This is a genomic window from Pseudarthrobacter sp. GA104 (assembly GCF_009741265.1).
Classification (GTDB): Bacteria; Actinomycetota; Actinomycetes; order Actinomycetales; family Micrococcaceae; genus Arthrobacter.
In genome coordinates, this window is the sequence record NZ_WOWL01000001.1 from 3,786,082 (window position 1) to 3,800,288 (window position 14,207).

Consider the following 14,207-nt stretch of genomic DNA (forward strand, 5'->3'; position numbering starts at 1 on the left):
GCTACCCGCCCATGGAAACAGCGTCAAGATATATCGCGAATCGGGCCTACTCCGGGACGTCCATGCCGAGCCACTGGAACCAGCCCCGGTGAAGAACCAGCCATGCCATCAGTCCGTAACCTGCCTGCCCCGGAGTTCCCCCGTTGGCTGCCAGGTCCTGGCGCCACTGTTCGTGGTTCAGGAGAGGGGAGAAGGTGTCAACGTACAGGTGCTTGCGCCGTGTTGTGACGTCGGCGAAGGCCGTGTTCAGCTCATCCAGGCGCCTGTTCCGGTTCGGGTCCAGTGTGGGGGGCGGCCCCACGACGAAGACCTCGATCCGGTTCTGCGACGCCGAATCCAGGATGTTGGCCAGGTTGAGCCTGCTGCGCGCCGTGGAGAGCCCAAACTCGATGTCACGCCCGGAAAGTCCGATGACCAGCCTGTTTTCGGCGTGGTCGCTGAACCGGCGGCCGGCTTCCTCGAGCCACCGCGCGGCCAGGCCTTCCGTGCCTTCCTGCGGGCATGGGAGGGCGTAGCTTTCCAGGAGCATGCTGTCCCGGGGCGTGCGGGCGAGGACGCGTCCCAGCCAGCCGAGCGCCCGGGGATCACCCAGTCCGGCCAGCAGTTCATCTCCTACAGCTGCAATGCGCAGCTTCCTGTCTTCCACACGTTCCTCTTTACGTCAGTGCCTTGCCGCTGCAACCGTGGATTCAACTGCCGGCCACGGAGCGGCGCCTGTGCATTCGTTGGGGCTGTCCATCTCGCGCCGTGCGTTTCATCGGCGCTGTGCACTCCATTAAACAGAACTGCCCGGCCGGAGTCTGGGATTTCGACGTCCGGCCGGGCAGCCTTACTGCTTTACTTCCGTGCAAATGCCTGCTTCAGGAGGACGTCCTGCTCAGCGGCGTGCCGCTTCATGGACCCTGCAGCGGTGGATGCCGAGGCCGGGCGGGAGACCAGCCGGATGCGGCGATCGAGGGCGTCCGGCAGGTTCAGGCCGATGAATGGCCACGGCCCCTGGTTGGCGGGCTCATCCTGGGCCCAGACCACCTCGGCGTTCGGGTACTTGGCCAGCTCCTTTGCGATCTCCTCGTGCGGCAGCGGGTAGAGCTGCTCCACGCGGACAATCGCGGTGGTCTTGTCACCGGTCTTTTGCCGCGTGGACAGGAGGTCGTAGTACAGGCGGCCGGAGACCAGGAGCACGCGTTCGACGGCGCCTCCCGCCAGCTGCTCGTGCTCGCCGATCACAGGGCGGAAGCTGCCGGTGGTGAAGTCCTCCACCGAGGATGCGGCCGCCTTGAGGCGCAGCAGCTGCTTGGGCGTGAAGATGATGAGCGGCTTCCGCGGACGGCTGTAGGCCTGGCGGCGCAGCAGGTGGAAGTGCGAGGCGGCCGTGGTGGGGTTGGCCACGATCATGTTCTCTTCGGCGCACAGCTGCAGGAACCGCTCGATCCTTGCGGAGGAATGGTCCGGTCCCTGGCCTTCGTAGCCGTGGGGCAGCATCAGTACCAGCGAGGAGCGCTGGCCCCACTTCTGCTCAGCGGAGGAGATGAACTCGTCGATGATGGTCTGCGCGCCGTTGACGAAGTCGCCGAACTGCGCTTCCCAAAGGACCAGCGCGTCAGGCCGTTCAACGGAGTAGCCGTATTCGAAGCCCATGGCCGCGTATTCGGAGAGCAGGGAGTCGTAGATCCACAGCTTCGCCTGGTCGTCGGAGAGATGGCCCAGTGGCAGCCATTCCTTGCCGTTGGCGCGGTCGTGGAAGACGGCGTGGCGCTGCACGAACGTGCCGCGGCGGGAGTCCTGGCCGGCAAGGCGTACGGGGACGCCTTCCATGATCAGCGAGCCGAAGGCCGCGATTTCACCGAAGCCCCAGTCGATGCCGCCTTCACGGGACATCTGTTCACGCTTCTCGAGCAGCTGCTTGAGCTTGGCGTGGACGGTAAAGCCCTCGGGGACCTCCACATGGGCCTTGCCGATCCGGGCCAGGGTCTCGGCGGAGATTGCCGTGGAGGCAGGGGCATTGACGCCGGAGTCCGACTGCTGGGAGATGGGACGCTCGATGTCCGAGACGGCGGCAGTATCCGCCGTCACGATCGGGATGGGGGAGGTCTGCGCCGCGTGGGTTTCGGCAAAGACGCGTTCCAGGCGCTCCTGGTAATCGCGGAGCAGCTGTTCGGCCTCTTCCTCGGTGATGTCGCCACGGCCGATGAGGGACTCGGTGTACAGCTTGCGGACTGAGCGCTTGGCCTCGATCAGGTTGTACATCAGCGGCTGCGTCATCGAGGGGTCATCGCCCTCATTGTGCCCGCGGCGGCGGTAGCAGACCATGTCGATGACAACGTCCTTGTGGAACCGCTGGCGGAACTCGTAGGCGAGCTGTCCGATGCGGACCACGGCTTCGGGGTCGTCGCCGTTCACGTGGAACACCGGTGCCTGGATCATCTTGGCAACGTCCGTGGAGTACGTGGACGAGCGGGATGACGAGGGGGCCGTGGTGAAGCCCACCTGGTTGTTGACCACAACGTGGATGGTGCCGCCGGTGCGGTAGCCACGGAGCTGGGACAGGTTGAGTGTTTCGGCAACCACGCCCTGGCCGGCGAAGGCGGCGTCGCCGTGGACCATGATGGGCAGGACCGGGAAGGACTCACCCTGGTCCAGCCGGTCCTGCTTGGCGCGGACGATGCCTTCGAGGACGGGGTCCACGGCTTCCAAGTGGGAGGGGTTGGCGGCCAGGTAGACCTTGGTTTCCTTGCCGTTGTCCGAGGTGAACGTCCCCTCGGTGCCAAGGTGGTACTTTACGTCGCCGGATCCCTGCACGGAGCGCGGGTCCTGGGTGCCTTCGAACTCCCGGAAGACCTGCGCGTAGGTCTTGCCGGCGATGTTGGTGAGCACGTTGAGGCGGCCGCGGTGGGCCATGCCGATGGCAACCTCGTCCAGGCCGTCGTCGGCCGCGTTGGACATGATGGCGTCCAGCAGCGGGATCAGCGATTCGCCGCCCTCGAGGGAGAATCGCTTCTGGCCTACGAACTTGGTCTGGAGGAAGGTTTCGAAGGCCTCGGCTGCGTTCAGCTTGGAAACGATGCGCAGCTGCTCTTCGCGGCTGGGCTTCGAGTAGGGGTGCTCCAGCTGGTCCTGGAACCACTTGCGCTCGGCAGGCTCCTGGATGTGCATGTACTCGATGCCCGTGGTGCGGCAGTATGCATCGCGCAGGACACCCAGGATGTCGCGGAACTTGAGCATGGGCTTGCCGCCGAAGCCGCCCGTGGGCCATTCGCGGTCCAGGTCCCAAAGTGTCAGGCCATAGGTGAGGACGTCGAGGTCGGGGTGCTTGCGCTGGACGTACTCCAGCGGATCGGTGTCCGCCATCAGGTGTCCGCGGACGCGGTAGGAGTGGATCAGCTGCTGGATCCGGGCCACCTTGTTGATTTCGTCGGCCGGGTCCACCTGCTTGTCGGCGCTCCAGCGCACGGGCTCGTAGGGGATGCGGAGGGACTCGAAGATTTCGTCGTAGAAGTCCTGCGCACCCAGCAGCAGCTGGTGGACCAGCTTCAGGAACTCGCCGCTGCCGGCACCCTGGATTACCCGGTGGTCGTAAGTGGACGTCAGCGTGAGGACCTTGCTGATCGCGTTATGGGCGATGATCTTTTCGCTGGCACCCTGGAACTCCGCAGGGTAGTCGAGGGCGCCGACGCCGATGATGGCGGCCTGGCCCTTTGACAGGCGGGGCACCGAGTGGACGGTGCCAATGCCGCCGGGGTTGGTCAGCGACACCGTAGTGCCCTGGTGGTCCTCCGCGGTCAGCTTGCCGTTGCGGGCACGCTTGATGAGGTCCTCGTAGGTGTGCCAGAACTCGGAGAAGTTGAGGGTCTCGGCCTTCTTGATGTTTGGCACCATGAGCAGGCGGGTGCCGTCAGGCTTGGGCATGTCGATGGCGATGCCGAAGTTGACGTGGGCCGGCTGGACCGCAACCGGCTTGCCGTCCACTTCGTCGTAGTACACGTTCATCGACGGGAACTGGGAAAGGGCCCGGATCACGGCATAGCCGATGAGGTGCGTGAAGGAAACCTTGCCACCGCGGGCGCGGGCGAGGTTCGAGTTGATGACCACGCGGTTGTCGATCAGCAGTTTGGCCGGGATGGCGCGGACGCTGGTGGCGGTGGGCACCTGGAGGCTGGTGACCATGTTGGTGGCGATCGCCTTTGCCGGTCCGCGAAGGACGGAGACGACGTCCTCTTCGGGGGCGGTGGGGGCCTTGACGTTCTTGGGCAGCTGCGCGGGGATGGGCTGCGAGCCGGTTCCGGTCCCGGTCTTCTTGCCGCCGTCGCGGGCTTCGGTGGCGGGGGCCTTCTTTGCCGGGGCTGCAGCGGACGCCGGCGGCGCGGCAGGAGGTGCCGGAGGCGCGGCGGGGGCAGCGGCCGGCGACGGTGCCGGGGCTGCGGGGGCGGGGTTTACGGCAGGCATTTCCCGGGTGGCAGGGTGGGCTGCGGCATGCGCCGGATGTCCGTTGGAAGAAGAACTGTTGCCCGACCCGAACGATTCAAACAGCGGCCACCACTTGGCATCCACAGCGTTCTTGTCCTGCTGGTACTGCTCGTACAGTTCGTCAACGAGCCACTCGTTTCCGCCAAATTCCTCTGGTAGACGGTGGCTAGGCTGCTCTGGCACTTGAAATACGCCTCTTCCATGAGTTTGATTTCTCTCCGGCCCCACGGTGCCTCAGCAACACGTTCGAACCGATCTCTGCGTCCTCTGAACCCAGACCTTTGCAAGTCTAGTGAGCATCTTGTCTTAACTGCCAATAAGGGTGATTCAAATCATGAAGTGACGCCGGGATCGCTGAATGTGGCGTTATGCACCACGGTCGAGCAGCGCCCTGCCGTGGCAAGAACCAGGCTGCGGGAGCTGCCGGCGGGCCGGCGGCGGCGGGGCGGGGGGTGCTGCTCCTGTAGACTAAAAACCTTATGGACAGTAAATCTAGGTGCCGGCCTGGGGGCTGTCAGCGGAGCATGAAGACCAGCTCCGCGCAGTCCACCCGCAGAGCCGGCAAACCCCGAACACGAGCCCATCATCCGCCGGCAGCCCGGCCGGCCGTAGCCCCCGCGGAAAGAGCGTCGGTCTCTGCCGACCATCCTCCGCCGGGAAGATCGTCCAGTCCCCGGCTTTCCCTTTTAAATGCCACGCCGTCGGCAACCGCCTCCCGGGCGGGATGCTGAATGGAGTGGCTTCTCCTCGCAGCAGGACTGCTGCTCATCGCCGGTACGGGTTTCTTTGTCGCCGTCGAGTTCTCCCTCATCGCCTTGGACCAGGCAACGGTCCAGCGCGCCATTGACGACGGCGACACGGCCGCCGCGCCATTGCTCACCTGCCTGAAGTCGCTGTCTACGCAGCTGTCCAGCTGCCAGCTGGGCATTACCCTGACCACCCTCCTGACCGGCTACGTGATGGAGCCCTCCTTGGGCCGCCTCCTGGAGGCCCCCCTGGCCGCCGTCGGACTTGCCGGCGTCGCGGCCTCCTCCATTTCCCTGGTCCTGGCCATGGTGATCGCCACCCTGCTCTCCATGCTCCTGGGCGAACTGGTGCCCAAGAACATGGCCATTGCGCTGTCCTTCCCCGTAGGGCGGGCCCTGGCGCGGCCGCAGCTGATGTTCACCGCCGTCTTCAGGCCCGCCATCGTGGTGCTCAACGGATTCTCCAACAAGGTGCTGAACGTTTTTGGACTGGAAGCAAAGGAGGAAATCTCCGGCGCCCGGACGCCCGCGGAACTTGCATCCCTGGTGCGCCGTTCGGCGGCGATGGGAACGCTCGACGCCGGCACCGCCAACTTCGTGGCGCGCACCTTGAACTTCTCCACGAGGACAGCGGCGGACGTGATGACGCCGCGCATCCGGGTGGAGACGATCGACGCCGACCAGCCGGTCTCGGACGTGGTGGATGCCGCGCGCCGGACCGGATACTCCCGTTTCCCGGTCATCGGTGACTCCGCGGACGACATCCGGGGGCTGGTGCACGTGAAGAAGGCGGTGGCTGTTCCCTGGGACCGCCGCCCGAACCTGGAAGCCGGGGCCATCATGACGGAGGTCCTGAGGGTTCCCGAGACCATCCACCTTGACGCGCTGCTGGCAGAACTCAGGGACGGCAACCTGCAACTCGCAGTGGTCCTGGATGAGTACGGCGGAACTGCCGGCATCGCCACCCTTGAGGACCTGGTCGAGGAAATCGTGGGGGAGGTGGCGGATGAGCACGACAAGGTCCGCCCGGGACTGCTGCAGAGTGCCTCCGGCGACTGGTACTTCCCGGGCCTGCTTCGCCCGGACGAGTTGTCCGAGCAGATTCCGCGGCTGACCGTCCCCGACGAAGCGGCCTATGAGACCGTGGGCGGGTACGTCATGAGCAAGCTGGGCAGGATTGCCGCCGTGGGGGACACGGTTCCCGTTGGCGGGGGGACACTGAGTGTCACCAGGATGGACGGCCGCCGGATTGACCGGATCTGCTTCCACCCGGCCGTTGAGCCCGAGCCCGCGGCCACCGATGACAAGACGAAGCGCAACGGCAGGTCCAAGCGCAACGACAGGACAGAACAATGAGCGACTGGGCCGGAATCGTCTGGCTGGGGATCCTGCTGCTTGGTAATGCGTTCTTCGTTGCCGCTGAGTTCGCGGTCATGTCCGCGCGGCGAAGCCAGATCGAGCCGCTGGCCGAGGCCGGGTCCAAGCGTGCGCAGACCACCCTCCGCGCCATGGAAAACGTGTCGCTGATGCTGGCATGTGCCCAGCTTGGCATCACCGTGTGTTCGCTGCTGATCCTGCTGGTGGCTGAACCTGCTATCCACCACCTGCTGGCCGTCCCCCTGGAGACGCTTGGCCTGCCGATGGAGATCGCCGACGTGGCGGCCTTTGCCGTTGCCCTGGTGCTGGTGACGTTCCTGCACGTCACGTTCGGCGAGATGGTGCCGAAGAACATTTCGGTAAGCGTGGCAGACAAGGCGGCGCTGCTGCTTGCCCCGCCGCTGATGTTTGTTGCCCGGCTGGTCCACCCCGTGATCTCGGTCCTGAACTGGTCCGCGAACCACATCCTCAAGCTCCTCCGCATTGAGCCCAAGGATGAGGTGAATTCCTCCTTCACCCTTGAGGAGGTGCAGTCGATCGTGCAGGAGTCCACCCGCCACGGCCTGGTGGACGACGACGCCGGGCTGATCACCGGCGCGCTGGAGTTCTCCGAATACACGGCCGCGGACATCATGGTGCCGCTGGACAAGCTGGTCATGCTGAAGGCGTCCACCACACCGGTGGAGTTCGAAAAAGCAGTCAGCCGCACCGGGTTTTCCCGATTCCCCATGCTTGACGAGGACGACATGCTGTACGGCTACCTCCACGTCAAGGACGTGCTCTCCATCCCCGAGGAGGCGTATGGGCTGCCGATAGCCGAAAGCCGCATCCGGTCGTTGGCCAACCTGGCACTGGACGACGAGATTGAAAAGGCGATGTCCGTCATGCAGCGCACTGGCTCGCACCTGGCCCGGGTGATCGGCCCGGACGGCAACACCCGGGGCGTCCTGTTCCTCGAGGACGTGATCGAGCAGCTGGTGGGCGAGATCAGGGACGCCACGCAGGCCACCGGCATCCGCAGGCTGGGACAGCCGAACGGCAGCTGACCCGAAGGCGCCCTTCCCGGCCAGTTCGGGGAAGGCGCCTTTTCTGCCGGCCTTCCGCCCTAAATAGGAATGATTCCCATTTAGGTATAAGCTGGACTGGTTGTTTTCACCTTCCCCTTTGAATGAGGTTCCCGTGCGCCGTACCGCCGCTGCCCGATCGTCCCTGGCCGCCCTTGCCGGGCTAGGCCTCCTGCTCACCGCGTGCAGCCCGCAGGCGGAACCGTCAACGCAGGCTGCCGACGGGATCAACGTGGTGGCGTCAACCAACGTCTATGGGGACATCGCCAAGACAATCGGCGGTGACAAGGTCAGCGTTACGGCCCTCATCACCAAGACCAGCCAGGATCCGCATTCCTACGAAGCCACTGCCCAGGACCGGCTGGCAGTGTCCAAGGCGGACCTTGTCCTGGAAAACGGCGGCGGTTACGACGGCTTCATCCACACCCTGGCACAGGACAGCGGCCTCGACGACGCGAAGGTGCTGAACGCCGTCGAACTTTCCGGCCTTGCCCACCCGGAGGAGGAAAAGCCCTCCGCTGGGGCGACCACGACGGAACCGGCAGCGGGGGATGGCTCCGCGCACGGCCACGGCGAAATGAACGAGCACGTCTGGTACAGCCTGCACGCCATGGAGCGGCTGGCCGACGGCATCGCCGCCAAGCTCGGCGAGCTGGACCCCGCCTCTGCTTCGACCTTCCAGTCGAACGCTTCCGCCTTCAAATCCAGCGTTGAAGAGCTGCACCTAAAGCTCGATGCCCTCAAGCCTGCGTCAGCCGGGGCCCAGGTTGCCGTCACCGAACCCGTGCCCCTCTACCTCCTTGAGGATGCCGGGCTGGTGAACGCCACCCCTGCGGACTACACTGCTGCGATTGAAGAAGGCTCCGACGTGCCGCCTGCAGTCCTCAAGGCGGCAACCGACCTGGTGGCCACGAAGTCGGTGCGGCTCCTCGCCTACAACAGCCAGACCGAAGGCCCGCAGACGGAGTCGCTGAAGAAGGCCGCGGAAACTGCCGGGGTTCCGGTGGTGGATTTCAACGAAACACTGCCTGAGGGCAAGACGTACCTGCAGTGGATGACGGACAATGTGGACAACATCAGCAAAGTTCTGGAGACAAATAGTTGAAACCCCTGGTCAGCCTTACCGGAGCGTCCCTGAAGTTCGGTAAGCGGGCGCTCTGGGAGGACCTGGACCTGGACATTAAGCCCGGCGAGTTCTTCGCCGTGCTTGGTCCCAACGGAAGCGGCAAGACCACATTCCTGAAGGTCCTCCTGGGGCTCCAGGACCTGCACCGCGGCCAGGCCGTCCTGGGCGGCCGCCCCGTGGAGCGCGGGAGCAGCCTGATCGGCTACATCCCGCAGCAAAAATCGTTCGCTCCGGACACTCCCATGCGTGCCAGGGACCTCGTGGGCCTGGGCGTTGACGGCCACCGCTGGGGCCTGCGCCTGAACACCGCCAAGGCCAACCGCAGGATTGACGAACTCCTTGAACTGGTTGGTGCCACGGAATACGCAAAAGTCCCGGTGGGCCAGCTCTCCGGCGGCGAGCAGCAGCGGCTCCGCGTGGCGCAGGCGCTTGCCACGGATCCGCAGGTCCTGCTTTGCGACGAACCCCTGCTTTCCCTGGACTTGCACCACCAGCAGGCGGTCAGCGCCCTGATCAACAAGCAGTGCCGCGACCAGAACAGCGCCGTTGTGTTCGTGACGCACGAAATCAACCCCATCATCGACTACGTGGACCGTGTCCTGTACTTGGCCGGCGGACGCTTCAGGGTGGGAGCCCCGGAGGAAGTCATGACCACGGAAGTCCTCTCCGGCCTCTACGGCAGCCACGTTGAGGTTATCCACGCGAACGGCCGCATCGTGGTGGTGGGCCTCCCTGACGCCACTACCCACCACCATGCGGAGACGCACGCGGCGGGAGAGGCTGCCTGATGGACGCGGACAGCATCCTTGGCGCGATCTTCAGCTTCGAGAACTACGGCGAGCTGCTGGTCCTGGTCCAGAACTCGATTTGGGCAGGTGCCGTCCTGGGCCTGCTGGGCGGGCTGGTTGGCACCTTTGTCATGAAGCGCGACCTGGCCTTCGCGGTCCACGGCATATCCGAACTCTCCTTCGCCGGTGCCGCCTTTGCCCTGCTGGTCGGCGCGAACATCGTCTTTGGATCGCTCATAGGATCGGTTGCCGCCGCCCTGCTTTTGGGCCTGATGGGCGTCCGGGCCAGGGACAAGAATTCAATCATCGGCGTGATCATGCCGTTCGGGCTGGGACTTGGGATCCTGTTCCTGTCCCTTTACGAAGGACGGGCTGCCAACAAGTTCGGCCTGCTGACCGGGCAGATCGTGTCCGTGGACACGGTGCAGCTCCAGGCGCTTGCCGGTACCGCCGTGGTGGTGATGCTGGCCCTGGTGGCCATTTGGCGGCCGCTCAATTTCGCCAGCCTGGATCCGGAACTGGCGGAGGCCCGGGGTGTTCCCGTCCGGACGCTTGCCATCGTATTCATGGTCCTCCTGGGCGTCTCCGTAGCGCTGTCCATCCAGGTGGTGGGCGCGCTCCTGGTCCTCGCCCTGCTGATTACCCCGGCCGCGGCGGCGCTGCGGGTGACGTCGTCACCGGTGGCGGTGGTGGTGCTTAGCGTGCTCTTTGCCATGACGGCCACGGTGGGCGGGATCCTGCTGGCCCTGGGCGGACGCATCCCCATCAGCCCCTACGTCACTACCCTGTCGTTCCTGATCTACGTGGTGTGCCGGGTGATCGGGTCGGTGCGGGCCGCAAGGGGCATCAACGGGCGGGTCCTGGCCGCATCCTGAAAGGCGGCCTGCCTACTGCCTGCCCCCTGCATGGTCGCCTACCTGGCTGCGTGCCTAAGGGATGCCGGCGGCCTGGCGCACCGTGCAGTCAGGGCAGAGCCCGAAAATCTCCACCGTGTGGGCCACGTCGGTATATCCGTGTTCTGCCGCGATGCGCGCCGCCCACGTCTCAACGGCGGGGGCCTCCACTTCCACGGCCTTTCCACAGTTGCGGCACAGCAAGTGGTGATGGTGCCCGGTGACGGCGCAGCGCCTGTACACCGCTTCACCGTCGCCGTTCCGCAGAACGTCCACCAGCCCCTCGTCCGCGAGAGACTGCAGGATCCGGTAGGCGGTTGCCAGCGAGACCGGGGCGCCCTGGTTTTGCAGGATCCGGTACAGCTCCTGCGTGCTGACGAAATCGTCGAGTTCATCCAGGGCGGCGCTTACGGCCCGGCGCTGCTTCGTGACGCGCTGTTCCTTGCCGCCGCCCGGCACGGGGGACGGGGTGGTGGAATCAGCCTTGGCGCCGAAGGGCATGGATGGACTCGCTTCCTCAGGATGGTGGCAAAGATACAGATTACCAGCCGGAGCGTCGTGGACACGGTCCCGCGGCGGACCCTAGGCTGGCGCTATGAAGCTGACCAAATACACCCACTCCTGCGTCCGCCTTGAAAAGGACGGCCGGGTCCTGGTCCTGGATCCGGGCAACTTTTCCGAGTCGGCGGAGGCCCTGGAGGATGCGGAGGCGGTCCTGGTCACGCATGAGCATGCCGACCACATCGACGTTCCGGTTGTGGTGGAGGCGTTGCGCGCAAACGGGGCGCTGGCGGTTTTCGCTCCGGCGCGGGTTGCCGGCCAGCTGCAGGACAAGGCCACGGGCGAAGCCGCGCGCATCCACGCCGTGAACCCTGGCTCAACATTCCAGGCTGCCGGCTTCACCGTCCGCAGCTTCGGAGGCCAGCATGCCCTGATCCACCCGCAGATCCCCGTTGTCGCCAACATCGGATACCTCATCGACGACAACGTCTACCACCCGGGGGACTCCTTCGTCATTCCGGACGGGACCAGCGTCCGGACCCTGTTGGTTCCCCTCCACGCGCCGTGGAGCAAATCCGCCGAGGTGCTGGACTTTGTGATCGGCGTCCGGGCGCCGAAGGCGTTCCAGATCCATGACGGACTGCTCAACGAGAACGGCCTGAAGATCGTGGAAGGCCATGTCCAGAGGATCGGCGCCAAATACGGCACCGAATACACCCATCTGGCTGCCCGGGAGTCGGTGGAAGTTTGAACCCCTTGATCGACGTGGCCGGCCTGCAGGCCCGCCTTGCCGAACACCGGCGCACGGTGCTCCTTGACGTCCGCTGGGTCCTGGGCGATCCGCACGGTTACCGCCACTACCTGCAGGGGCACCTGCCGGGTGCCGTGTTCGTGGACCTCGCCACCGAACTTGCCGCCCCGGCAGTTCCGGAGCGCGGGAGGCACCCGCTGCCGGCCGCCCGGGACTTCCAGGAAAGCGCCAGGCGCTGGGGCATCCGCGACGGCGACGTCGTGGTTGCCTACGATGACAGCGGCAGCATGGCCGCGGCACGCGTGTGGTGGATGCTTCGGAACGCCGGCTTCGCGGACGTTTACCTGCTCGACGGCGGCCTGGCCGCCTGGCGTGCCGCGGGCCTTCCGGTGGAAGCAGGACCGGTTGTCCCGGAGGCGGGAGACGTGACGCTCGCGGACGGAAACATGCCGGTGCTCGACGCCGCTGCCGCGGCCGGCTGGCCGCACGCCGGCCTCTTGCTGGATGCCCGTGCCGGGGAGCGGTACCGCGGGGAGTTTGAGCCTGTTGACCCCCGGGCCGGACATATCCCGGGTGCGGTCAGCGCGCCGACGTCGGAAAACGTGGACAGCAGCGGGCGGTTCCTGCCGTCCGACGCCCTCCGCCGCCGTTTTGAGTCGCTGGGCGTCCGGGACGGAGTGCACGTCGCGGTGTACTGCGGCTCCGGGGTCACTGCGGCCCATGAGGTGGCAGCCCTGGAACTCGCCGGCTTTCAAGCTGCACTGTATCCGGGTTCGTTCTCGGAGTGGTCCAACAACCCGGACCTGCCGGTGGCAACCGGCGCAGAGCCCGGCCGCCCAAGCGGACCGCCGAGTGGAAACACGGCTGCGGTCAAGGGTAGCGTCCCACTATGACTCCAGGACGCCCCGTACCGCCGCCCCTTGCCAAACCAGTCGCCCCGGAACCTGCCGCTCCTGAAGCAATTGTTGTCGACGGCGGCCGCCTCGCTGCCGCGTACGGCGCGACGTCACCGGACAGCGGGCTCGTGCCGCTGACCCTTGCCCGGCGCGCTCCCGGGGCGGACGACGTCGAAATCGCCATCGAGTTCTGCGGGCTGTGCCACTCGGATGTGCATGCAACCCGCGGCGAGTGGGGCGGCAAGGTCTGGCCGCTGGTCCCGGGACACGAAATTGTGGGCACCGTCAGCCGGGTGGGCTCCGCGGTGACGGATTTCGCCGCTGGCGACCGCGTGGGTGTGGGCTGCATGGTGGACTCGTGCCGCGAATGCGAAAGCTGCCTGGACGGCCTGGAACAGTACTGCGAAAACGGCATGACCGGCACGTACGGGGCCGTCGACCGGCGGAACGGCGGCGCCCTGACGCAGGGCGGCTACTCCTCCTCCGTGGTGGTGGACCGCCGCTACGTCCTGCGGGTGCCGGCAGCCCTCGATCCCGCCGCCGCTGCCCCACTGCTGTGCGCCGGCGTCACCACGTTCTCGCCGCTTCGGCACTTCGACGTCGAAGAAGGCGACGTTGTGGGCGTGGTGGGGCTGGGCGGACTCGGCCACATGGCCGTCAAGTTCGCCAAGGCAATGGGAGCGAAGGTAGTGGTGTTCACCACGTCGGAGGCAAAAGTGGCGGCTGCCGTGGAGCTGGGCGCGGATGAGGTTGTCCTGTCCCGCGACGAAGCGGCGATGGCAGCGGCCAACCGCAGCATCGACCTCATCATCGACACCGTGGCGGCCCCGCACGACCTGAAACCGTTCTTCCGGACCCTGCGGGTGGACGGTGCGCTCTTCCAGCTGGGCCTGCCGTCGGAGGCGATGCCGCCGGTGAACCCGGGCGCGCTCATCGGGCGTCGGCTTTCCTACACCGGCTCGCTGATTGGCGGCATCGCCGCAACCCAGGAGATGCTGGACTTCTGCGCCGGGCACGGTGTTGCTGCGGACATCGAGGTGGTGCGGGCAGACCAGCTGAATGAGGCCTACGACCGGATGGTGGCAGGCGATGTGAAATACCGTTTTGTGCTGGACACCAGCACCTTGCAGGGACCCGCCAAGGAGGCAGACGCATGAGCACGCTTTTCACCAGGATCCTGAACGGCGAAATCCCGGGCCGCTTCGTGTGGCGGGAACCGGATGTTTCCGCTTTCCTCACCACCGGTCCGCTGGCTGACGGCCACACCCTGGTGGTACCCACTGAGGAAGTGGACCGGTGGACGGACGCGTCGCCGGAAACGCTGGCGAAGGTCATGGAGGTGGCCCGGCGGATCGGTGCTGTGCAGGTGGAGACCTTCAAGGCCGCGCGGGCCGGGCTGATCGTGGCGGGTTATGAAATCAACCACCTCCACGTGCACGTCTGGCCCTCAAGGAGCATGGCCGAGTTCAATTTCGCGACGGCGGACCAGAACCCCGATCCGGACATCCTCGACGCCAACGCCGAGAAGCTCCGCCAAGGGTTGCGGGCCGCCGGGTACGGCGAGTTCGTCCCGTCCTAGGCAGCCCGTCCCGGTCCCGCTC

Annotated in this window: 12 protein-coding genes; 9 read left to right on the forward strand and 3 right to left on the reverse strand. The window is 66.0% G+C overall.

From position 1 onward, the window contains the following. Positions 1–46: 46 nt before the first annotated feature. Entirely contained in the window at positions 47–646 is a 600-nt protein-coding gene (locus GK109_RS17320) for a GDSL-type esterase/lipase family protein (protein ID WP_321213879.1), read from the reverse strand. Between the two features lie 191 nt (positions 647–837). Further along, complete coding sequence (locus tag GK109_RS17325; RefSeq protein ID WP_323056562.1) at positions 838–4,647, reverse strand: multifunctional oxoglutarate decarboxylase/oxoglutarate dehydrogenase thiamine pyrophosphate-binding subunit/dihydrolipoyllysine-residue succinyltransferase subunit; 3,810 nt, start codon at positions 4,645–4,647, stop codon at positions 838–840. A 548-nt stretch (positions 4,648–5,195) separates the two neighbouring features. Here GK109_RS17325 and GK109_RS17330 point away from each other — a divergent pair. From GK109_RS17330 to GK109_RS17350, 5 genes are all read left to right on the forward strand, one after another. Continuing rightward, complete coding sequence (locus tag GK109_RS17330; protein ID WP_157241805.1) at positions 5,196–6,566, forward strand: hemolysin family protein; 1,371 nt, start codon at positions 5,196–5,198, stop codon at positions 6,564–6,566. Next, the gene (locus GK109_RS17335; protein WP_157241806.1) at positions 6,563–7,633 is read left to right on the forward strand and encodes a hemolysin family protein; all 1,071 of its coding nucleotides are present in this window, start codon (positions 6,563–6,565) and stop codon (positions 7,631–7,633) included. The genes GK109_RS17330 and GK109_RS17335 overlap by 4 nt, the downstream gene beginning before the upstream one ends. Positions 7,634–7,766: 133 nt before the next feature. Then, a complete protein-coding gene (locus tag GK109_RS17340) occupies positions 7,767–8,756 on the forward strand; it encodes a metal ABC transporter solute-binding protein, Zn/Mn family (RefSeq protein ID WP_370460668.1) in 990 nt (329 codons plus the stop codon). Next, positions 8,753–9,565 carry a metal ABC transporter ATP-binding protein gene (locus GK109_RS17345; protein ID WP_157241808.1) on the forward strand — a complete coding sequence of 271 codons (813 nt, stop codon included), beginning with the start codon at positions 8,753–8,755 and terminating at the stop codon, positions 9,563–9,565. The genes GK109_RS17340 and GK109_RS17345 overlap by 4 nt, the downstream gene beginning before the upstream one ends. Continuing rightward, positions 9,565–10,440, forward strand: coding sequence for a metal ABC transporter permease (locus tag GK109_RS17350; RefSeq protein ID WP_157241809.1), 876 nt, complete (start codon positions 9,565–9,567; stop codon positions 10,438–10,440). The genes GK109_RS17345 and GK109_RS17350 overlap by 1 nt, the downstream gene beginning before the upstream one ends. 54 nt (positions 10,441–10,494) lie before the next feature. On the opposite strand, the gene GK109_RS17355 is transcribed toward GK109_RS17350, so the two are convergent. Beyond that, a complete protein-coding gene (locus GK109_RS17355) occupies positions 10,495–10,959 on the reverse strand; it encodes a Fur family transcriptional regulator (protein WP_157241810.1) in 465 nt (154 codons plus the stop codon). Positions 10,960–11,053: 94 nt separating this feature from the next. On the opposite strand from GK109_RS17355, the gene GK109_RS17360 reads away from it, so the two are divergent. Genes GK109_RS17360 through GK109_RS17375 form a run of 4 tightly spaced genes read left to right on the forward strand, consistent with a single transcriptional unit; the run spans position 11,054 to position 14,185 of the window. Next, positions 11,054–11,710, forward strand: a complete 657-nt coding sequence (locus GK109_RS17360; RefSeq protein WP_157241811.1) for an MBL fold metallo-hydrolase — start codon at positions 11,054–11,056, stop codon at positions 11,708–11,710. Next, positions 11,707–12,603, forward strand: coding sequence for a sulfurtransferase (locus tag GK109_RS17365; protein WP_157241812.1), 897 nt, complete (start codon positions 11,707–11,709; stop codon positions 12,601–12,603). The genes GK109_RS17360 and GK109_RS17365 overlap by 4 nt, the downstream gene beginning before the upstream one ends. Next, positions 12,600–13,763, forward strand: coding sequence for an NAD(P)-dependent alcohol dehydrogenase (locus GK109_RS17370; RefSeq protein ID WP_157241813.1), 1,164 nt, complete (start codon positions 12,600–12,602; stop codon positions 13,761–13,763). Before GK109_RS17365 ends, GK109_RS17370 begins: the two co-directional genes overlap by 4 nt. After that, positions 13,760–14,185: an HIT family protein gene (locus GK109_RS17375; protein WP_157241814.1), complete on the forward strand. Its 426-nt coding sequence runs from the start codon at positions 13,760–13,762 to the stop codon at positions 14,183–14,185. The genes GK109_RS17370 and GK109_RS17375 overlap by 4 nt, the downstream gene beginning before the upstream one ends. The last annotated feature ends 22 nt before the right edge of the window (positions 14,186–14,207 follow it).

What these genes read in the sequence shown, in the direction of transcription:
- GK109_RS17330 (WP_157241805.1), top strand. Translation starts at nt 5,196, where the DNA reads ATGGAGTGGCTTCTCCTCGCAGCAGGACTGCTGCTCATCGCCGGTACG.
- GK109_RS17335 (WP_157241806.1), top strand. Translation starts at nt 6,563, where the DNA reads ATGAGCGACTGGGCCGGAATCGTCTGGCTGGGGATCCTGCTGCTTGGT.
- GK109_RS17350 (WP_157241809.1), top strand. Translation starts at nt 9,565, where the DNA reads ATGGACGCGGACAGCATCCTTGGCGCGATCTTCAGCTTCGAGAACTAC.
- GK109_RS17355 (WP_157241810.1), bottom strand. Translation starts at nt 10,959, where the DNA reads ATGCCCTTCGGCGCCAAGGCTGATTCCACCACCCCGTCCCCCGTGCCG.
- GK109_RS17360 (WP_157241811.1), top strand. Translation starts at nt 11,054, where the DNA reads ATGAAGCTGACCAAATACACCCACTCCTGCGTCCGCCTTGAAAAGGAC.
- GK109_RS17370 (WP_157241813.1), top strand. Translation starts at nt 12,600, where the DNA reads ATGACTCCAGGACGCCCCGTACCGCCGCCCCTTGCCAAACCAGTCGCC.
- GK109_RS17375 (WP_157241814.1), top strand. Translation starts at nt 13,760, where the DNA reads ATGAGCACGCTTTTCACCAGGATCCTGAACGGCGAAATCCCGGGCCGC.